This is a genomic window from Methanocalculus sp. MC3, from assembly GCF_054767395.1.
Genome location: NZ_BAABMP010000001.1, coordinates 231,684 through 252,981, shown reverse-complemented (window position 1 = coordinate 252,981; position 21,298 = coordinate 231,684). Strand labels below are relative to the sequence as shown.

Below are 21,298 nucleotides of genomic sequence, written 5' to 3'. Positions count from 1 at the left end.
CCTTAATGTGTTGCTCTCAATGGTTTCTTGCTGGTCCAGGCATACGAGCGCATCCGGGCGCTCCGTCCGAATCCACATGCTGAACAAATCTTATGGCGTGCATGGTACGAATTCCGGCCACAACGCCTGCATACAATATGGGAATGCTTGTTGCGCAGACCCTTCGATGGAGTTCCTTTCGACATGGTAAATCACCTTTATTATTCGATTGAAGGGGATATATAGATCACATTGTCACCACGGACGATCAGCGTTCCCAGTTTGACAACGCCATCTTCCGTCTCTTCTTCTGCACGATCAAGAACGAGGTTCATATGAACATCATATCCCTGAAGTATTCCACGGATTTCTCGTCCGCCTTTCAGCGAGATGAACACCGGTTCCCTGTTTAAGACCTGTTCCAGAATATCAAGCGGTCGTTTGGTCATAAAAATCCCTTTGCATCTCCCTGGAGAGTAACCATATATGCGCCCCGGTTCGACTTAAAGATAGCGCACCCATTGGAAATCCTTTAGTTCCCTGGGAGTGGATAGTACAGGAGAATCCATCATGGCTGATATCACGATTCGAAAGCGGCATGCAATTAAAAAGAGCCAGGTTGCCGGGATCAAACAGATGATCGAAAGAGCTCTTGGAGAAGAGGCATCACTCTTTGACACCACATCCATCGAACGTGCCGAGACCGATGCAGATCTCTCCATTTTCCTAATCGATAAAAAACCGCTCCTGATCTCCCGTGAAAACTGGGCATTTCCAACATTGAGGGGTGCGCATCTCCGGCCATTCACTGCCCGCCGCATCACTGTTGATTCAGGAGCCGTTTCGTTCATGGTAAACGGGGCTGATGTGATGCGCCCCGGTGTCATTTCAGTGACAAATGACATCAGGAAGGGAGAACCAGCGCTTATCGTTGAGGAACGCCATGGAAAACCGCTTGCAGTTGTCATAGCACTCTATGACGCTGACGAGATTCGCGCAATGGAGAAGGGGAAGATTGCGAAGAATATCCACTATGTGGGCGACGCGATCTGGAACCTGGAGATATAAGGATAGAATTAATAACTACCAATAGAAAGGATTCTACATGGGATTTCTTGATTCCATCATTGGCGGAAAGGGTGCCACCCCTAAGGAAGAGGAGTACATGGACCTCGACCTCGCTGCATATGAGGATGCAGCAGCAGGGGAGGAGCCTGCTCTGATGTATGTCAAGATTGCAACAATTAACGACCTCAAGGATACACCACGAGTCAAAGACGAGGTGTACAACAACAACATTGTGATCATTGACATCCAGAAGCTCAAGCTCGACAAGATCACCTTTGAGCGGGTGATGAAGGACTTAAAGGATGTCGCACGGGACGTGAACGGCGATATCATCGGCATTGGCGACCAGCGCTATGTCGTCATCACGCCAACATCGGTGAAGATATCACGGGAGAAGATCGGTGGAGGCAACTAGGTGAAACAGGCCCTCTCCGGCCCCTGCCCGCTCTGTGGAGAAGAGATAGAATATATTTATCAGACCGAGAATATCCCCTTCTTCTCCGATATTCTCCTGATGTGTGGTCTCTGTGAGGCGTGCGGCTTTCGTCTTACGGATACGTTGATCCTCACTGATCGCGGTCCGGTACGATATGAGTTTGATGTCAGAACAGCAGACGATCTCTCTGTCCGTGTCGCCAGGTCAACCTCTGCAAGAATCGAGATACCAGAACTTGGCATATCTATCAACCCGGGACCCGCATGCCTCGGGTTTGTCTCGAATGTCGAGGGAGTACTGGCACGTGTCGAGGACGCGATCAGAACCACCCTTCTTTCAGCAGACGATGAGGAACGGCGGGCCGCACTTGAGGGGCTTGAAACCCTCGCAAATGCAAAAGAAGGAGAGATACCGTTCACCCTGATCATCGAGGATCCTTCAGGGAACAGTGCAATTATATCTGATGCGGCAAGAATTGCATCATTTGTCCCCGAAGAGGAGTGAAAAATAGGTGGAGACCCTCTCCGCTTTTCTCATCTGTATCCTTGCTATCACAATAGCGACAGCATATTTTCGAATCCCTCCGTTTCCTGTTCTCTTCAGTGCAGCCATTGGATTTGGGTTGCTTGCAGGACTTCCTCTTGAGACCGTCATCAATGCCGCAAGTGCAGGTGCCGGACGGATCTTTGCCATCCTCGGCGTCGCAGTCTGGGGCGGCTCGATCATCGCCTTTTCATTGGTGAAAGGGGGTGGGATAGAGAAGATACAAGCAGATCTGGCCGCGATATCACGACGCCCTGCGATGCATGCCGGGCTTGCCGGATGGCTCCTTGCAGTCCCCTTTATGTGCGCGATCACCCCTTTTCTTGTCCTTGCACCACTGATGAAAGGCAGATCAGCTGATCCGAAGAGGACAGGGGTACTCCTCTCCCTCGTCGCATGCGGATCGGTGCTCTCCTTTGTCCTGATCGCACCGGCACCTGTGATGACAACTCTCATGCAGGTCTTCTCAACGGATCCCGGATTAAACCGGATCACAATTCCCCTCTCACTGATCCTCCTTCTGCTGATGATTCTCCTTTTAGGGCGCAGCATACGGATAGATGAGCCGCAGGAGGGAGCAGGCGGAGGTTTGGGAAGAGCTGCTGCCTGGGCACCCCTTATCGTGCCGATCGGAATCATCGTCACCGGATTTATGATACCCGGGGTGGGTGCAGACGTGATCCTTCCGGTTGCTCTCCTTGCCGGAGCGGCAGTTGCGGTGCTCCTGATTGCGAGAAGTCTGCGTAGAGAGGCGGTTGGTGAGGGGACAAAGCATGCAGGTGTGATCATCTTTGATCTCTGTGGCGCCGGTGCCCTCGGAGGGGTGATCGCGGCCAGTTCGTTCCCTACAGATGTCGCTGACCTCCTTGGAGTAATGATCCCGCTTGCAATCATCCCATTCATCCTGGCATGCTTCATCCAGACCGCACAGGGCTCCCGGCTCGTTACTGCTGTCATCACCGCGGATATCATTGCGGGAACTGCGATCCCTCACCTGATCCCGGCATCTGCCCTCTTCCTGATGATCGCCGCCGGAACGATGGTGATCAGCTATGCAAGCGATCCCTTCTTCTGGCTCGTGAACAGAACAGCATGCCAGAGTGTTGCGGAGACGGTGAAGACATTCACCATCCCGCTTGCTGTTGCCGGGTGTGTGGTTTTCGGGGTTGCCCTGCTCCTGATCTGATGCACAAGTCAGAAACAGATATACCCACCATTCACCACCTGTGGGTTTCATCACTCCTGCAATCCGATTGTACAGGAGGATCAGATGACAGACGAGACAAACAGGAGAAGATTCATCCGCTGGACGGAAGAGCGGCCGGTATTTTCACTCACCTCATTCTTTGCAGAAGCGAACGATCCACGAGGGCACCAGCATATGCTCAGTGAGATCCTCCCCCTCCTGCCAGAGAGCGGGTGCGAGATGGTGAAGGAAGGTCTGGATCTGATCATCAGGTGGAAGCAGGCAGATCCATGCCCGCCACCGGCTACGCCTGAAATACGGAAGGTTGAATCTCCCGTTCAGACTGCCATAGAATCGTTCATCACCGCAAAAACCGGAAAGCCATGGAGCGATCCTGCCACCCTTGACCGGATACGGGAGGCGATCATTGCCCAGAAAGATTCCTACTGGAAGGAAGGGGATGAACGGGTCATCAGGTACACAACCGGATACAGCATCTTCGCCTATCTCGCCTACCATTTTCCGGTCTATTACATCCAGATGCGCCATCTCCTCCGGGAACTGATGAATGACGGCCTGCTTCCCCGGAGGATGGCAGTCCTTGATGTCGGATCCGGTCCGGGAACAGTAACACTCGCCCTTGCCTCACTCTTAAACGATATGCCGGGATGCCGGGCAACCATCCATGCGATAGAGCAGGCAGGCGAGTTCATCGAGGCATATAAGAGTATAGCAATACCCATTTCAGAGAAGAACAGAGGAGTAACGGCTCCTCCGCCATCGGCAACCGATATTACAAACCCGGAGTCACCCCTCCCTGAAGGCCCCTTTGACCTGATCGTCTGTGCCAATGTACTCAATGAGATTCATGATCCGATGATCCGTGAAGAGACCGTTATGCGGCTTGCCGGGAGACTCCGGGAGAACGGGACGCTCCTCATCTGCGAGCCCGCTGATCTCGCAAACGCAACCGCGCTCCGCGATCTCTCCCGCCGCCTGAAAGAACGTGGCCTTCCGATATATGCCCCCTGCAATGATATCCGGGGTGTGCCCTGCCAGGTGGAGCGGTGCTGGAGCTTTATCGCCCTACCCGAGGTGGCACCGACACGGCTGATGAACGCGGTTGCAGCAACGGAAGAGCCGTTCCGATTCTATAACACCGATATCAAGACTGCGTTTGCGATCCACAGAAGAGATGGAAGAAAAAAGATTGGCTACCGTGTCCCACCCGGCACCAAAGCCGAACGAATATCCCGGCTGTCACGTCATGAAGAGAAGAAGATCAATATCATTGCATCAAAGATCTCAGAGAATATCGGCGATTCCGGCACCTTCCTCTACCGGATCTGTGACGGCACCGGAAGACGCGAGGCATATGCAGCACTCCCCGCCTACCATATAACCGAAGAGAATGCGGCACTCCGTCAGGCAGCATATGGATCGGTTCTCAGGTTCAACCGGGTGCTTGTCAGGCACCATAAAAAATACGATGCATACCATCTGCTCCTGACAAAAGAATCCTCGGTTGAGCTGATCGAAGGAGAACTGCCGGAGGGGGAGACAGCTCCCGTGCGGGAGGCAAGGCAGGAGACAAAGAAGGCAGTCAAGCGCAGAAAAGAAGAGAGCGCCAAGGCGAAAGGGAAGAAGACTGCCCGGCGATGAACGGATTATCCGGAACAGGCCGACTGCACCATCACCTTTTTTAGCGAATCAATTATCTATACCGATCCAGATACAGTAGCATCAGCGAGGAAGAAAGATGGTTATGGAGAAAGAAGAGGGGGGAAGAGGGCAGATCGAGACTGCACTTGCTGCAGGAAGTCTTGCATGGTGGATATGGGATGTGGCAACAGGCCACGTCGATTACAGCCCTGAAAAAGCAACGATGCTTGGGTATGACCCATCTGATTTTCCCAATACCGTCTATGAGATAACCGATCTGATCCATCCCGATGATCATGAGAAGACAATGGATGCCATGCGGGATCATCTCACCGGAAAAAAAGCATTATATGAAGCCGAATACAGGATAAAAACGATAGATGGGGGTTACCTCTGGTATTATGACCGGGGGATGGTTACCAGGCGGAATCCTGACGGGAGCCCGGCAACCCTTACCGGGATCGTGATCAACTTTGATCCCTGGAAGAAGGCAGAAGAGGCGATCCGCCTTGCCAATACCAAACTGAACCTCCTCTCAAGCATCACCCGCCATGATATCCTCAACTCGGTGACAGCCCTCCTTGGATACCTGGGTTTTGCGATGGAAGAGGCAACACCGGCAACAGAGGAGTTTATTCAGAAATCGCTCACCCAGGCAAAGACAATCCAGCGGCAGATCGAGTTCACCCGTGATTACCAGAATGTCGGGATCACGAAGCCCGGCTGGTTCAATATCCGTGATCTTGTGGAGAACGCATCGTCCCAGCTGAACCATGCAGAAGTATCCATAGAGGTACAGGTTCAGGATATCGAATGTTATGCCGATCCACTCATCGAGAGGGTCTTTTACAACTTAATCGAGAATGCAATCCGACATGGCGGGGAGATCACGCGTATCGCCTTTTCGAGCCGTAACCAGGATGGCGGAATCGCCATTCTCTGTGAAGATGATGGATCGGGGGTCCCGGAAGATAAGAAGAAGGCGATCTTTGTCAGAGGATACTATACCAATACCGGGTTTGGCCTCTTCCTCTCCCGCGAGATCCTCTCAATCACCGGGATGAGTATCACTGAAGAGGGTATCCCCGGCAAGGGGGCCCGTTTCGCCATCCATATCCCGAAGGGATCGTATCGCCGGGTCTGACGTGGAGCTACGGGTTTTCCCAAAAGGACTACTGATATTACCTGACGACCCGTTCAACCTCGGTATCATCCATATCAGGGAAGATCCGCTTGACAGCATCGCGGGCGGATGCGAGATAGACCACCTCTATATCGGCAACAGTCCTGACAGACTCGTTTAAAACCTGCGGCGAATCGATCGGCGGAACCATAGGATCCTTCCGGTAGTACCGGAAGACACGTCCTTCACCACCAAGGCCGAAGAGGACCCGGTTTAAGGTTGCTTTTGAGACCGACTGATCGATCTTCGGGTGGATGGCAGCAGCGATCTCATGGATGGATCGTGGCCGCTTGTCCTTGAAGAGAGCAAGGATCTGCTCAAAGATCTGGGTGCGGACAGCCCGATCACCGATGAACCGGAGGCGGGAGGTCAAACAGGTCGCCAGGCATTCATCTGCATCGACATGGACGGAATTAATCTCATCCAGATCGCGGAGGGTGACAAGGGGATGGCCGGTTCTCCGGTCGGTGATGATCCCTTCCACCACATCACCTTCGAGCGATTCGATGAATTTCTTGAATGAGGAGAATCCAATTTTCTTCTCTGAGAAGGCGGGATTGATCCTGATCAGCTGGTTCTTCAGATCCGAGAGAAACACCGGACCTTCATCGGTTCTCGTCTTCACAAACCGGATCAGAAGTTCACGTGCTGCGATCCGGTCGCCTTCGATAAGCGCCGGGTCGTCATCCAGTGCGGGATCAATGCCGGAAGAGGCATTCAGGCCGAGGAGCTCGTCAAGCGACTGGAACTTTGTACAGTTCTCCTTGATAACACTCCCGACAGAATTATCAAAACCCATCACATAGACCATCTTTCCCCGTGCACGAAGCCTGCGGATCAGGGGAATGAAATCGGTGTCGCCGGACCCGATGATAAAAAGGCCGATATGCGGAAGCAGGATCATATCCTCAAGGACATCAAGGGCCATATCCATATCCGCACCGTTCTTTCCCCGGGCACTCGTCTGGGGGAGATGCCGCATCTCAAACCCGTACTTGACGAGCTTCTTCACATCTGCCGCACACTCACCCACCGACCAGTCCGCATAGGCTTTCCTGATGCAGATATCCCCAAGCGATGCAGCATAATCGATGATCGGGCCGAGTGAGAGGGGAGTATCCAGTGCAGGATAGGACTGCCCGGCAGAGACTGCGAGGTTCTCGTAATCAAGATAGATGGCACAGAAGAGAGACCCCTCTTCGACAACATGTTCCTTTTCCATAATATCAATCCCAAAAAACGCAGTATTTCCTTCCTGTTATTCTTACGGGGTACTTGAAAAAGGAGTATGGCGGGTTCCCTGCAGATAAATCAGAAGAGGAGATCATATCAGTTCTCTTCTCCTGAGCACTTTCGAGAGGAGCCGTTCCCCCTCCTTCACCTCTGCCTCATCCGGTGAACGGCAACCGGTGATCCGGGCATCTCCCTCCTCTATGACAAAACGGGACCGGGCCTTCTGAGGCTGTTCGTACTTCGGATCGGCCTTGGGATCGTGTTCCTCCCTCATCATGATTCCCGCTCCACGATGGTGATGAGCCGGACATGCTGTACCGATTCATGCATCTCACCATTTGAGAAGAGGGGGAAATCGGATTCGATTGAGAGATCCCCTATCTCTGTCACCATAACAACCTGCCAGGTGAGATCCCGTGGCAGGAGGATCTCCCGTTCACCTTCATGAATGTAGAGGAGATGATCTCCTGTGGATCGGCTCAGCAGGAGGATATTACTGTACCCGTCATCCCCACTGCTCCCGTAGGTGATGAGAGGGATGGTGAGATCATAGGAAGTAGACGCAAATGCCGCCTCATCATATGCCGCATTCGAGAGGACGGTTTCTGCAAAACCGGGTGAGATGCCACGGAAGAGGATGATCTCTTCATCGGTATCCGATTCGGTAATCGCCAGATCAAGATGTTCAGTTATGAACCCAAAGAATATCTGCTGCTCTCCCGGATATGCCAACTGTTCCGCTTCTGTTGACCGGAGATATCTCCGGTAAAGATTCGTGTTCTCATAGAAATCAGGCGAGAGCCACCAGGAGATAGATGCGGTGGTGGCGGCAGAAAAACCACGATCCGTATAAGGGGAACTGACAAGTGCCGCGGGCTGCTCAAGGATGATCGTCGCCTCGGGGATATATTCGGGGGGAACGGGATAGCTGCCCGCCGGAGTGGCAGGGAGATCGACAGACGGAGCAGATGCTGCACATCCGGCAGCAGAGACGAGCAGGAGAAGAAGAATGATAAGAGAAGGTACCTTCATAGCTGAAGATACACAGCTGATACTATAAAAGGGATTTCAGGGAGGGTTCACCTGATCTCTTTTCCCTTCAGCCAGATGCCACGCTCAGGAACAACACGACCGACAACGGCTGAGCCGGGAACCATCTTCAGGATAGTTTTGGCACTCGCCTCCGGGACGATAAAGGCATAACCCATCCCCATATTGAAGGTCCGGTAGAGCTCTTCTTCAGTGACATTACCCTTCTCAGCAAGCCAGGAGATGATCTCCGGAACCGGCATCGGGTCATCAAAACTGAAGCCGTAGGGTGCGACCCTGAGGAAGTTCAGGAGACCGCCACCTGTCACATGGCACATCCCATGCACCTCGCAGGCACGACAGATGGAGAGCACCTCTGCATAGATCCGGGTCGGGGTGAGGAGGGCTTCACCAACAGTCCTGCCATCCGGGAGAACCGCATCGTACCCGCCATTTTCAAGGGCGATCTTCCGGGCAAGCGAGAAACCGTTCGAATGGACGCCACTTGACGGCAGGCCGACGATCAGGTCCCCGGGAGCAACGGCTGATCCGGTGATCACCATCTCGCGTTTCTGAACCCCAAGACAGGTCCCTGCGAGATCGAGGCCATTCACAAGCCCTTTGAGGGTTGCAGTCTCGCCTCCGACGATATTCATATTCGCCTGCCGGGCACCCTCGTTCAGGCCGGATCCGATCTCCTTCATCTTCGAGGGATCAAGGGAGTCGGTGGCGATATAATCGACAAATGCCACCGGTTCAAGGTTCATCACATAGAGATCGTTCACATTCATCGCAATACAGTCGATTCCGACTGTTGACCAGTCGGAGAGGGCATCGGCAACCAGCATCTTGGTCCCGACACCATCGGTTGCGAGGGCAAGGAGATAGGGGCCAAAATCGATGAGTCCTGCGAAATGGCCGAGATCCCCGGCCATCCCGAACTCTCCCTTCCGGCGGAACGAGAGCGATCCGATCAGCGCTTTTACTGCTTCTGCTTCAAGATCGATATCGACACCGGCATCACGGTATGTTGCATTACTCATTACAAGCCTCCGATAAGCGGTACTCATCATGGAGCACCTTGACGGCACGCTGGCCATCCCCTTCCTTCACGACAAACGAGACATTCACTTCAGATGACCCTTGTGTGATCATCATCACGTTCACCCCGGCTGTTCCAAGGGCAGAGAAGATCCGCCCGCTTGTGCCGGGGGTGCCCGCCATCCCGGCACCGACGACAGCGATGACGACGATATCCTTGTCAAAGGTGATCTCCCGGACATATCCCCGTTTCTGGATCTCGGTGAGCCCCTCCACCGCATTCATCAGGTGATCCTCGTCGATCACGAGAGTGATATTCGCCTCAGACGACCCTTGTGAGATGAGCATCACATTCACCTCACGTTCTGCAAGTGCCGAGAAGATTGCCCTTGCAACACCGGGACGCCCAGCCATCTGCGCACCACCAATTGTAAGAAGCGCCACCTTCCGGATGATCGAGATCGCCTTCACCACACGTTTCTCACGGTGTGCCGTCTGGACAACGGCTGTGCCTGCGGCAGACGCATTGAAGGTATTCTTCACCCGGACCATGATATCGCTCATCATCGCAGGTTCAATCGATTTCGGGTGGAGCACCTTCGCACCGAAATAGGAGAGCTCCATCATCTCGAGGAACGAGATGGAGGGTATCACCCGTGCTTCGGGGATCATCCGCGGATCAGTCGTCATCACGCCATCGACATCGGTCCAGATCCAGATCTCATCCGCATTGATACCGGCACCGATGATCGATCCGGTATAATCTGAACCGCTCCTGCCGAGGGTGGTCACATACCCCTGTTCGCTGCATCCCATATATCCCATGATCACCGGAACACAGTCCGGAAGGAGGGGCAGAACACGGCTCTTTATGCGGGTATAGCTTTCAGGAAGGGCAACCGCGCCCCCATGGCAGGAGTTCGTAACGATCCCCGCCTCGCACCCATCCAGCACGGTTGAGGGGATCCCCGCCTGGTTCAGTGCCGCCGAGACGACGGGGGCAGAGAGCCGCTCACCAAACGATACAATATAATCCCGTGATCTCGGTGTCAGTTCCCTGAGTGTATGAAGGGCTGTCAAGATATGCTTCAGCTTCAGAAGCCGATCATCGATGTACACCCCGATCTCTTCAAGCGAGTCAGGGGCAACCACCTCAAGTGCCTTCATATGCCGTGATCGAAGCGCATGAATCAGTTGCTCGATCGGGGGGTTCCCGGATGAGGTGACGACCTCCTCAGCAGTGGCGATGAGCTGATCTGTTACACCGGTCATCGCCGATACTACAACCGCAAGTTCATCTCCCCTCTCCCGGTGGGTCTTCAGGATATCGACCACGCGGGCGATAGCCTGCTCATCTCCAACCGATGTGCCGCCAAATTTCATAACAAGCCTCATTTCTGGCTCACCAAACCCCACGATGTATTTTAAGTTATTTCACGGCAGATCATTATAATACGATGGGTGTGATTACGACGGAGGATTGCCACGTTCTTGTAATAGGAAGCGGAGGTGCCGGAATCAGGGCGGCGCTTGAAGCAGCGCAGTATGGAGAGACGATCCTGATCGGAAAGACGATCGCAGGGAAGGGCGGCTGCACCGTGATGGCGGAAGGCGGCTATAACGCAGTTCTGAAGGAAGCGGACACGATTGTTGGCCATCTTGAGGATACGCTCAAAGGCGGCGCCTACTTAAATGACAGGGCGTTAGCAGAGGTGCTCGTGAATGAAGCGCCGGATCGGATGGCGGATCTCATCAGGATGGGTGCCGTCTTCGATGCAGAGGAGAGCTGCATGATCGCCCAGCGTCCCTTCGGCGGCCAGCGGTTTCCCCGTACCTGTTATGCAGGGGACCGGACAGGGCATGAGATCGTGATGACACTCCTTGATCGGCTCCGCGCTTCTGACGTGATTATACGAAACGAGATCACCGCCCTTGAACTCGCAACGGAGGGGGGGCGTGTCTGTGGTGCGATCACCTCGACACGGGACGGCGAGATCGGAGCAATCACAGCAGATGCAGTGGTGCTCGCAACCGGCGGTGCCGGGCAGATCTATGATATCACCACGAACTCGACTGCCGGAACCGGGGACGGCTATGCACTCGGGTACCGGGCTGGGGCTGAACTTATTGATATGGAGATGGTGCAGTTCCATCCAACAGGCGCAGTCCATCCCTATGATGCACGGGGAAGACTGATCACCGAGGCGGTGCGGGGTGAAGGCGGCATCCTGAAGAATGTCCATGGTGAGCGGTTCATGTCCAGGTATGATCCAGAGAGGATGGAGCTCTCAACAAGGGATGTGGTGGCACGCTCGATTGCAACCGAGGTGCTCGAAGGAAGAGGGACAGAGAGAGGCGGAGTCTGGCTTGATGTCACCCATCTTGCGCCGGAAGAGATCGAGGCGCGCCTCCCCTCGATGCTCGAACAGTACCTCGCCTTCGGCATTGATATCCGGAAGGAGCCGATGGAAGTCGCCCCAACCGCACACCATATGATGGGCGGCCTAAAAATCACATTGGGCTGTGAAACCACCGTTCCGGGCCTCTTTGCCTGTGGAGAGGTTGCTGGCGGCGTCCATGGCGCCAACCGTCTCGGCGGCAATGCCCTTGCCGAGACACAGGTCTTTGGGCGGCGGGCAGGAGAGGCGGCAGGGAGATCCGAAAAACAGATGAGAAAGATCGATGCTGCACAGATCAAAGCTGTTGAAGAGACGATCGCCAGATTCGGAGCGGGTGAGATGAAGCCATCCGATTGTGTTGCAAGGATGAAACGGGCAATGTGGGATGGTGCCGGGATCTACCGGACCGCCGCTGCCCTCACCACCACCCGCGAGGCGATCCTGGATCTGGCAGCCTCGCCGCTCTCTGCATCATCGGGGCGTGAGATCCTTGACGCATGGACCGCACAGAATATGCTCCTTGTTGCCGGGATGATCCTGGATGGCGCACTGATGCGGCAGGAGTCACGGGGGGCCCATGTCAGAACTGATTGCGCTGTCCGTTGGAGTGTTGGAGATTCACCCTATGGCCATACCCGGATATTGCCATCATACCGGGGAATTGAACTGCACAGGAGGATAGCATGAAAGAGATCACACTTACCATCCAGAGGTTTGACCCCTCAAAAGATGCAGAACCACACCAGCAGACCTACAAAGTCTCGGTCAATGATGGTGCACGGGTGCTTGATGCACTGGATGAGGTCAGGCGAATCCATGACCCCTCACTCCTGTACCGCTCGTGCTGCCGTGCCGGGCAGTGTGGCTCATGTGCGGTTCGGGTGAACGGGAACCCGACCCTTGCCTGCATGGAAGAGGCAACAGACGGGATGATCGTTCTCCCGCTTGAACTCCCGGTGATCCGGGATCTCGCAACCGATATTGCACCGGTGCTGGAGCGGCTGGCGACGATCCTCCCCTCGGATTCACCGCAGGGCCTCTCGAAAGAAGAGGTGGAGCTGATCAAGCCGCTCCGTGAGTGTATCGAATGCTTAAGCTGTGTCTCCGTATGCCCAGCCCTGAAAGTGGTTGATTTTGCCGGCCCGACTGCGATGCGGCAGGAGATGCGATGTGCACTTGACCCCCGCGATACAAAAGACCGGATTACTGAGGCGATCGAACGGGGGCTCTTTGCCTGCACCACCTGCCACCGGTGTGTCGAGGTCTGCCCGAAGAAGATTAAGATTCCCGGAAAGGCGATCGAGAAGCTCCGTGAACGGGCTAACCGTGCCGGGCTCACCCTCCCCCGCCACCAGGCAGTTGCCGAGCTCGTTGAACGGACAGGCAGGAGTGTCGAGCGGACAGAGGCAACCTTCCTCGAACAGGTGCCCGAGGTGATCGAGCCTGACGGTCCTGTGAAGATGACGATCGGGTTCTTTGTCGGCTGTATGTTCAACGGGCGTGTGCCGCAGCCTGCACTGGATGCAATGGAGGTCATGAAGAGAAACGGTATCCGGGTGATCATCCCTCATGAACAGGTCTGCTGCGGATCTCCCTTGATCAGGACCGGGCAGACAACAATTCTGCCGGACCTGAAGAAGAGGAATATCGAGGCATTCACATCACGCGGGGTTGACATTGTCATGACGATGTGTGCCGGGTGCGGGGCGACCCTGAAGAACGATTATGAGACGCCCTTTACCGTGATGGATATAACCGAGGTGATGATGAAGGCCGGAATCGAGCCCCCGGCAAAACTCCCGATCTCAGCGACCTACCACGATCCCTGCCATCTGCTCAGGGGACAAGGAATAAGCGAGCCCCCACGCCACTTCCTCTCGATGGTTGTAGAGAACTATATCCCGATGCCGACCCAGTGCTGCGGGGCAGGTGGAGGAGTGCGATCCGGCCAGCCTGAAGAGGCAGCGGCCCTTGGAAAACTCCGGGGAGAGGCAATTGCAGCAACAGGTGCTGATATCGTCGTTACTATCTGTCCCTTCTGCGAGTTCCATATCCAGGAGCAGACCGACAAGCCGGTGAAGAACCTGGCGACGCTCCTGCTGGAAGGATACCGGAAGAAGGATTCTGAAGCGGAGAAGAGCTGAGGAGAGAGAGAGAGAGAGAGAGAGAATCAAAGAGAGCTTCTTCTGTATAGAAGATTGATTTTCCTTTTTCGATAATTATTTTCTCTGCTTTTTTTGGTTGTACACTCCGGAGTAGTATACTCTCAGGTGTACTCCCATTGTTCAGGGAGAAGAGGAGATAAACTGATAGTGATACCTCTGCCTTTTCTATTCCAGTACATTTGTATCTCCCGCGAAAGGATATAAGGCACTGAAAATAAAGAGGTGAACACAGATTGCAGAAGTGCAGATTTTCATCACTTTCAAATACCGGGAGATCATCTCAATCAGATGAAGGGTATCTCTTGTGGGATACCACTTAACAGCTGCCGTGAGAACCAAAGAGAATACGCGGGTGAGATCATTCAATGAGGAAAGAAAACTCCATCTCCGATCAGTTTTATGCGTTCTCCGATGCGATGCCGGGCGGCATCTGTGTCATTGACCGGGAGAAAAGGATCCTGGTCTGGAACAGGACACTTGCCGAATGGAGCGGTTCTTCTGCAGAAGAGATGATCAAAAAAAACCTGCTGGAGGTTTTTCCCCGCCTCGCCTCGCCAGCATACCGGATCCGGATTGAACAGGTGCTTGAGGGCGGACCACCCGCCATCTTTTCATCCCAACTCCATGGAGCCTTTCTTCCATTCAAAAAAGCAGACGGAAGACCACGTATCCAGCAGACCTCCATTATCGGACAGCCGGGAGGAGATGGTGAGCCTCTTCATGCGATGATCATTATTGAGGATGTCACCGAACTGGATAGTGAGATCCATTCAGCCCGTGAATTGAGAGATCTGGCCCTCAGGGAGGTGAAGGAGCGAAAGCGGGCAGAAAGCGAGCTCAGGAAGAGCGAGAGGAGCTATCATGCCATATATGATCAGTCTCCGATTGGAATTGAGCTTTATACAGCAGAGGGGATACTCTCTCATGCCAATCCCGCCTGCCTGAACCTCTTTGGGATCGAGATCGTTGAGGAAATCCAGGGTTTTTCTCTCTTTGATGACCCGAATGTCGGAGAAGAGGATAAAGAGCGGCTTCGTGCAGGAGAATCCGTTCGGTACCAGGTTCTTTTTGATTTTGAGAAGGTCAAAGCCAACAGCCTCTATAGAACCAGCCGGAGTGGAACAATCTGGCTGGATGTGCTGATCACCCCGATGCAGGATCCAGAGGAGGGCATAACAGGATACCTTGTCCAGATTATGGACATCAGCGAGCGAAAGGATGCTGAAGAGGCACTTGAGCTGAGCAGGAACCGGTACCGCTCCCTGGTTGCAAATGTTCCCGGTGTCATCTACCGGTGCCTGCCTGATGAAGACTGGACAATGATCTACATGAATAGCCGGATCGAGGAGATCAGCGGGCATCCATACACCGACTTCATCAGAAATTCCGTCCGGACATACGAGAGTATCATCCATCCCGATGACAGGAGAGATGTCCGGGAATCGATTAACAGATCACTCTCTGCCAGAGAGCCATGGGATATCCAGTATCGTATCATCCACAGGGACGGGGGCATGCGATGGGTGCAGGAGCGGGGGCGGATTTTTTCTCAGGATAGCGGGATCACGTATCTTGATGGGTTTATTTTTGATATCACCAGCCGGAAGCAGGCAGAGGATGCACTTGAGATCGTGAACAGAAAGCTCCAGCTCCTCTCAGGGATCACCCGCCACGATATCCTGAACCAGATTATGGTCCAGAAAGGTTTCCTCTCCTTTGCTGAAAAAGAGGCAGATGGTGATGAAAAGCTGCTTTCCATGCTGGAGAAGATCCATTGGGCTTCAGATATGATCCAGCGCCAGATTGAGTTTACCCGGATATATGAGAATCTTGGTGCTGAAAAGCCGGCCTGGCTGGATATTAAGGAGATGATCGGGGAGATCGGAGGGGATCAGATCCCGATCCGGCAGAGCTGTGGCAGGTATGAGGTGCTTGCTGATCCGATGATCGAGAAGGTCTTCTCGAACCTGATGGAGAATACCATCCGCTATGCAGAGGGGGCAACCGGGGTAAAAATCCAGTGTGAGGAGCAGGATGATCTGCTGGTGATCACCTGGGAAGATGACGGACCCGGAATCCCGGATGAAAAGAAGGAGAAGATCTTTCGAAGGGGCTATGGCAAAAATACCGGTTTAGGGCTCTTCTTCTCACGTGAGATCCTCTCAATAACCGGCATCTCCATCACCGAGAACGGAGTCTTTGGAGAGGGGGCACGGTTTGAGATCAGGGTCCCGGATGGCATCTGGCGGACAATTAAAAATGAGACGGGAACAGAGGATCAGGATCAGCCTGAAAGCTGATCATGCCGCCTCATAAACTTCCGAATCGACTCTGATTCCAGCACCCCCTGATCGAGGAGGGTGACGATCCGATCAATTGCCTTCACCTGCTTGATGATCTTCTCCGCTGACTCCCCTCCTTCAAGATCGGCAAGTGCCATGATCACTGTGAGCGGGTTTCTGATCTGGTCATTCAGAACCGAGAACTGCACCATATTATCCTCGATCTGTGCATATGCCTTCTTCCATGCCTCCTCAGCCTCCTTTCTCTGTGTAATGTCCTGAAACGCTCCATGCACCCCGATGATCCTGCCGTATGCGTTCATAATCGCTTCTCCGGTGGCTCGCACCCATCTCCGCTCTCCAGATGCGGTGATGATCTCCATCTCCTCATCATAGGGACTGCCATTTCGGACGCAATCGCCAAAGACACGTGTTATCTTCTCTTTCCATTCAGGGGCATAGAAGCTGATCCCCTCATCAACAGAGGGAGAATAGCCCGGCTCCATCCCATGTATCCTCGCCACCTCATCAGACCAGATCACCCTGTTTTCATTGAGATTGATACTCCACCCACCAAAACGTGCCATTCGTCCGGCTGTACTGAGCAGGGCCTCGCTCTCCCGCAGGGCCATCTCCGCCTTTTTGCGTTCGGTGATATCAATAGACGTAGCAAGGATGCGTTTCACCCCACTGATGACCACCGACGACAAACGAACCTGCTCCCTGAAGAATTCTCCACTCACAGAACGGTTGAGCCATTCAAATTCCTGCGGCCCTTCGGATGCGGCCTTCCGGATATATTTCAATGCATCTTCGAAAGAGTAGGGTGAGTCCAGCCAGAAGTCATGTGCTTTTAGTTCTTCAACTGAAGAGCAACCATAACTTTCACAGGCTTTGGGATTCGCATCTATGATCTCGCCGGTATCCCTGTCATGGATAATGATAGAAACGGGGGAGCCCATAAAGAGTGTTTTGAACCGTTTTTCACTCTCACGCAGGGCCTCGACAGCGTCTTTCATTGTAGTGACATTGACAACAAGCCCTACCACCTTCAGGGGAGCGCCTTCCTTATTCCGCTCTGTTACCGCTCCGGTATCCCGGAACCAGAGGTAGGCACCTTCGCTACTCTGGATTCGATATTCAACCTCATATCGTTCTGCTCTCCCCTCCAGGTGATCCCGCATCGCCTCCATCGCCATCTCATGGTCGTCAGGATGCAGGAGTCCTGTGAAGTCGGTATAATGGGAGAACTGATCCGGAGAATAGCCGAGCATCTCTGCTTTCCGTGGGCTGAACGCGACCTCTCCTGTAAGGCAGTCCATCTCCCACCAGGCGATACCACCCGCCTCCATAGCAAGCTCAAGCCGTGCCTGGTTCTGCTCAAGCTCAAGGCGGGCAGTCTTCTCCTCGGTGATATCACGGCAGCCGCCATAGATACGGCTCCTGCCGGTTTCATCATGGATACACCGGGTTTCCGCAGAGAGCCACCTGATGTTACCATCCTTTCTGATGATCCTGAGATCGCATTCCGAGGACTCGCCTTCAGGAAGTGAGAGGATCGAATCTTCAAAGATCTGCCAGTCATCAGGATGGATCATGAAGCCCCAGCACCCTTCAGCAATCACCTCGTCGATCCCATACCCGGTGATCTGCTCAGTAGCACCTGCCATCCAGTCTATCTGGTAGTCACCTCCCTCTTCCTTCACACAGGAATAGGCGAAATCCGTGATGATGGTGGAGACGGATCGATACCGCTCTTCGCTCTCCTGGAGAGCAGCCTCAGCACGCTGCCGGAAGATCAGCTCGCCCATCAGATTCCCAAGTGTCACCAGTGCAGAGACATCATCGTCCAGGTAATCATCCTCCTTATTGGCAACAGCAATGATAGCGACGATCCGGGAACCATGCTGGATTGGAACACCCAGGTACCGGGAGATCGGAAGATGCCCTTCCGGCAATCCATGTTTTGCAGGATGAGGAGCTGCATAGTCATTGATGATGGTAGGAGTGCGGGTTCTGACACACTCACCCCAGACACCCCCGGACTCGATCGGGAACTGAATGGGCGTATCTCTGACGCGGCACTCCTCCATCACACCTTCAGACCACACATGAACGGTCATCACCGACTCATCATCATTGATTGTACCGATGAAGGCATAACGGCTGTCGGTCGTCTGGAGGGCAGCATCAAGGGCATAATCCATCAGCTCCTGCTCTTTCGCACCGGACATCCCGTGGAGTGCAAGGAGCGCCTCGGCCCGCCTGATATGGAGTGCAATCTGCTTTTCTGCCTCCTTTCGTTCAAATGCAGATCCGATCAGTTCAGAGGAGAGCCTGAGAAGATGAACATCCTCCTCGGTCCAGTCTTTTATTTCTGTAACATTATCAAAACCGATAAAACCCGCCAGCGTGGATCGAATGAGAAGAGGTAGGACGATCAATGATTCAATCCCCTGCAGCTCCAATATCTCCCTCTCAGCTGCCGCTTCAGGAGGCAGATCATCAAGGGATTGAAGATGGATGCTCTCACCCATTCTCAGCTGTTCCATCCACCAGGGGAAGAGGTTGGTCGGTTGCTTCTGGAGCTTCTCAATCATTGGTGAAACTCCTTCAGCACACCATTCATGCGTATTGCTCATTTCATCCCCTGAAGAATCAAGAAGAAAAATATATGAGCGGGATGCTCCACAGAATGCGCCGATATCACCAAGTGCTGTGTTAATTGCCACATCAATATCAGATTCTGTAACAAAACGCGAGGAGATATCGGAGATCACCATCTCAAATGCCAGACGGCGTTTAATCTCCCCTTCCGCCTTCACCCGATCCGTTACATCCCAGACTGTTGAGATCGCCAAATCTTTTCCCGGAACCGGGATGTTCATCGCACTGATGTAGGTCGTCTCTTCACCTTCCCGGGTGATCGGGATATTCTCCCAGCGCATTCGCGCCGGATCACCACTTTGTATATCGGAGAGAACCCGTTCTCTCAGCTCGCTCCGGAATACAGGATCCAAATAGACGACATCCCAGAAGGCATCCGGGTTTTGGAGGGCATCTGCCGTTGTCCGGTAGATCAATAAGAAGTTCTTATTAAAATATTCAAAGTTCACCTCGGGATCAACTGAGTTCACGGCAACTCCTATCGGGAGATTGTCAAGTACTGTCCTGATATATTCTTCACTCTCACTGAGCTGCTGCTGGGTTGCCACCAGATCATCAAGCTGGGATCGAAGCTCTTCTTCAGCGGTTGCGAGGTCTTCATTCTTCTGTTGAAGCATCTCATTCCCTCGTATCCGCTCAATATACCGGCCGATCTGTTCTGCAATACTCCTGACCATGACCGATTCTTCTGTGAGGGGATCATACTCATCATCGAAGCAGACGGTGATCGTACCGCCAGCCTGCTGCTGAATGGGTATCTCACGGACAAGAGACCATTTCGTCAATGTAAAACCTGGAGTCGAGTAGGTGGAATCATCGATTGTGATCCGGACACTGGTCTTCTCCGGCTGCTGGAAACCTTCCGGGATGATCTCCGGTATTTTCCTGAGCACCTCTGTTTCGGTGAGATGAAGGTGCTCAATTGCAGCAGAGATACGGTAAAGGCAGGAGAGTTCCTTGATCCGCTCATGGAGTGCAGTCTCTGCCTCCTTCCGGTCAGTAATATCCCTGATGAGTGCTATTACCTCATCTGCTGCATATGGCGAGATACGCGCCTCAAAATGGAGGTGTCCTGCCGGGACAGAGAGAGCATATTCGATCGTCTGCATCTCCCCGGTCTCAAGGGCAAGAGCGATCGCCTGAACAACCCTCTCACCGATCTCCTCAGACGTCACCTCGGTGATTGTCTTCCCGAGGATCTCTTCCTTCGGGAGCATGAAGCGATCATCTTCAGGTGTCAGGATGTCAAGATACCTCCCCTCGGCATTGCACCGGATCAGGATATCCGGCATCGCCGTGAGAATAAGACGCTGGAGAGATTCACTCGAATGGAGGGCAGCCTCGATATGCTTACGTTCGGTTACATCCCTGATATTACACTGGATGACAGAGTGAGCATTGATCGAATAGCGGTTACTGATGAATTCAACAGCCATCTGCCGCCCGTCTTTTGTCACAAGCGGAAGGTCTTCGTACCGGATATACCCCTCTTCCTTCAGCCGAAGAAAAGCCTTTTCTGCGAGTTTTTTGTCCCGGAGGAGTCCGATTTCGGGGAGTGTTCTTCCAAGGAGCTCATCGAGGCGATACCCGAGCATATCCAGAATGAACGGATTTGCATCGATGATCTCACCATCATCATCAAGGATCAGGATCCCATCCTGTGCAGCTTCAAAGAGCCGCCGGTAACGGATCTCACTTACCTTCAATAATGCGTCAGACCGATTCCGTTTGGTGATGTCGCGGATCGTCTCAATGGCACCACTATACTCCCCGTTCCGGTTGTACAGTGGCGACACCCGTACCCAGAGGGTACGCTCCTCTTCTTTCGGCCGTGCATACCGTGTCTCCGCTTCGATTGCACCCGGCATCTCCTTCAGGAGATCATACCGGGATCCAATTTCTGAATCATCCTTGAAGGCGAGATCGATCAGCATCGGCTGTGGTTTGCCATAGAACGGGACTGCATATGCATAGTCGCCTTTCCCGATCATCTCCTCTGCAGGAACACCAGTCATCTCCTCGATCGCATGGTTCCAGGCGATCACCACCCCGTTCTCATCGATCGCAAAGGTGGCATCGGGGAGGAAGTTGATGATATCGGAGAGCCGGTGCTCGCTCTCGAGGTGAGCGTCATGCTCTTTCATTTTTGCAGTCTCTGCAGGCGGAGTTTTCGTCACATCCTCACCACGGCACTATCAAGGGATATCTCTCTGATCTGCTTTCTATGTTCAGAAGAGAGGGGCAGCCATAGGTCTGGCAATTGAAAGGGATGGATCCAGCAATATAAGGATAGACCCCCGGTCTGGTCGCCCTCTCTCCCCTTCCTGCAAGCGCCCGGCTCCCGGCCTCTCTCATCCACCAGTATCAGTCCAGATGAAAGATACACTCTCCGTCTTACATAAAGGTATGGATGACTTTTCCCCAT

17 protein-coding genes are annotated in these 21,298 nt (G+C 53.6%); 9 read left to right on the top strand and 8 right to left on the bottom strand.

Annotated features, from left to right (window positions below; translation table 11 throughout):
- Nucleotides 1–2: 2 nt before the first annotated feature.
- On the bottom strand, nucleotides 3–185 hold the full coding sequence (locus ACYUBO_RS01235) for a 50S ribosomal protein L37e (protein WP_292737367.1): 183 nt from the start codon (nucleotides 183–185) through the stop codon (nucleotides 3–5).
- Between the two features lie 15 nt (nucleotides 186–200).
- Entirely contained in the window at nucleotides 201–428 is a 228-nt protein-coding gene (locus ACYUBO_RS01230; protein WP_255333528.1) for an LSM domain-containing protein, read from the bottom strand.
- Between the two features lie 121 nt (nucleotides 429–549).
- Between ACYUBO_RS01230 and ACYUBO_RS01225 the strand changes: the two genes are divergently transcribed.
- From ACYUBO_RS01225 to ACYUBO_RS01200, 6 genes are all read left to right on the top strand, one after another.
- Nucleotides 550–1,047, top strand: coding sequence for an RNA-binding protein (locus ACYUBO_RS01225; protein ID WP_460371753.1), 498 nt, complete (start codon nucleotides 550–552; stop codon nucleotides 1,045–1,047).
- 37 nt (nucleotides 1,048–1,084) lie between these two features.
- Complete coding sequence (locus tag ACYUBO_RS01220; RefSeq protein ID WP_300332377.1) at nucleotides 1,085–1,462, top strand: cell division protein SepF; 378 nt, start codon at nucleotides 1,085–1,087, stop codon at nucleotides 1,460–1,462.
- Entirely contained in the window at nucleotides 1,463–1,987 is a 525-nt protein-coding gene (locus ACYUBO_RS01215) for a ZPR1 zinc finger domain-containing protein (RefSeq protein ID WP_460371751.1), read from the top strand.
- A gap of 7 nt (nucleotides 1,988–1,994) precedes the next feature.
- A complete protein-coding gene (locus tag ACYUBO_RS01210; RefSeq protein ID WP_460371749.1) occupies nucleotides 1,995–3,212 on the top strand; it encodes a GntT/GntP/DsdX family permease in 1,218 nt (405 codons plus the stop codon).
- 84 nt (nucleotides 3,213–3,296) lie between these two features.
- Nucleotides 3,297–4,874, top strand: coding sequence for a small ribosomal subunit Rsm22 family protein (locus ACYUBO_RS01205; protein ID WP_460371748.1), 1,578 nt, complete (start codon nucleotides 3,297–3,299; stop codon nucleotides 4,872–4,874).
- 97 nt (nucleotides 4,875–4,971) lie between these two features.
- On the top strand, nucleotides 4,972–6,018 hold the full coding sequence (locus ACYUBO_RS01200; protein ID WP_460371746.1) for a PAS domain-containing sensor histidine kinase: 1,047 nt from the start codon (nucleotides 4,972–4,974) through the stop codon (nucleotides 6,016–6,018).
- A gap of 37 nt (nucleotides 6,019–6,055) precedes the next feature.
- Here ACYUBO_RS01200 and ACYUBO_RS01195 read toward each other — a convergent pair whose 3' ends face one another.
- The 5 genes from ACYUBO_RS01195 to ACYUBO_RS01175 all read right to left on the bottom strand — a co-directional run bounded on the left by ACYUBO_RS01195 (nucleotide 6,056) and on the right by ACYUBO_RS01175 (nucleotide 10,755).
- Nucleotides 6,056–7,279, bottom strand: coding sequence for an NYN domain-containing protein (locus ACYUBO_RS01195; protein ID WP_460371744.1), 1,224 nt, complete (start codon nucleotides 7,277–7,279; stop codon nucleotides 6,056–6,058).
- A 102-nt stretch (nucleotides 7,280–7,381) separates the two neighbouring features.
- Nucleotides 7,382–7,567 (bottom strand): hypothetical protein, encoded by a 186-nt coding sequence (locus ACYUBO_RS01190; RefSeq protein ID WP_460371742.1) that lies wholly within the window; start codon nucleotides 7,565–7,567, stop codon nucleotides 7,382–7,384.
- Complete coding sequence (locus tag ACYUBO_RS01185) at nucleotides 7,564–8,322, bottom strand: ADP-ribosyltransferase family protein (protein ID WP_460371740.1); 759 nt, start codon at nucleotides 8,320–8,322, stop codon at nucleotides 7,564–7,566. The genes ACYUBO_RS01190 and ACYUBO_RS01185 overlap by 4 nt, the downstream gene beginning before the upstream one ends.
- A gap of 47 nt (nucleotides 8,323–8,369) precedes the next feature.
- Entirely contained in the window at nucleotides 8,370–9,362 is a 993-nt protein-coding gene (purM, locus tag ACYUBO_RS01180) for a phosphoribosylformylglycinamidine cyclo-ligase (RefSeq protein WP_460371739.1), read from the bottom strand.
- Entirely contained in the window at nucleotides 9,355–10,755 is a 1,401-nt protein-coding gene (locus tag ACYUBO_RS01175) for an aspartate kinase (protein WP_460371737.1), read from the bottom strand. Before ACYUBO_RS01175 ends, purM begins: the two co-directional genes overlap by 8 nt.
- 62 nt (nucleotides 10,756–10,817) lie before the next feature.
- On the opposite strand from ACYUBO_RS01175, the gene tfrA reads away from it, so the two are divergent.
- From tfrA to ACYUBO_RS01160, 3 genes are all read left to right on the top strand, one after another.
- On the top strand, nucleotides 10,818–12,446 hold the full coding sequence (gene tfrA, locus ACYUBO_RS01170) for a fumarate reductase (CoM/CoB) subunit TfrA (protein WP_460371735.1): 1,629 nt from the start codon (nucleotides 10,818–10,820) through the stop codon (nucleotides 12,444–12,446).
- Entirely contained in the window at nucleotides 12,443–13,903 is a 1,461-nt protein-coding gene (tfrB, locus tag ACYUBO_RS01165) for a fumarate reductase (CoM/CoB) subunit TfrB (protein WP_460371733.1), read from the top strand. The genes tfrA and tfrB overlap by 4 nt, the downstream gene beginning before the upstream one ends.
- A 386-nt stretch (nucleotides 13,904–14,289) precedes the next feature.
- Nucleotides 14,290–16,224 carry a PAS domain-containing protein gene (locus ACYUBO_RS01160; RefSeq protein WP_460371731.1) on the top strand — a complete coding sequence of 645 codons (1,935 nt, stop codon included), beginning with the start codon at nucleotides 14,290–14,292 and terminating at the stop codon, nucleotides 16,222–16,224.
- On the opposite strand, the gene ACYUBO_RS01155 is transcribed toward ACYUBO_RS01160, so the two are convergent.
- A complete protein-coding gene (locus ACYUBO_RS01155) occupies nucleotides 16,209–21,050 on the bottom strand; it encodes a PAS domain S-box protein (protein WP_460371730.1) in 4,842 nt (1,613 codons plus the stop codon). The two genes, ACYUBO_RS01160 and ACYUBO_RS01155, sit on opposite strands and share 16 nt — an antisense overlap.
- Between the last annotated feature and the right edge of the window lie 248 nt (nucleotides 21,051–21,298).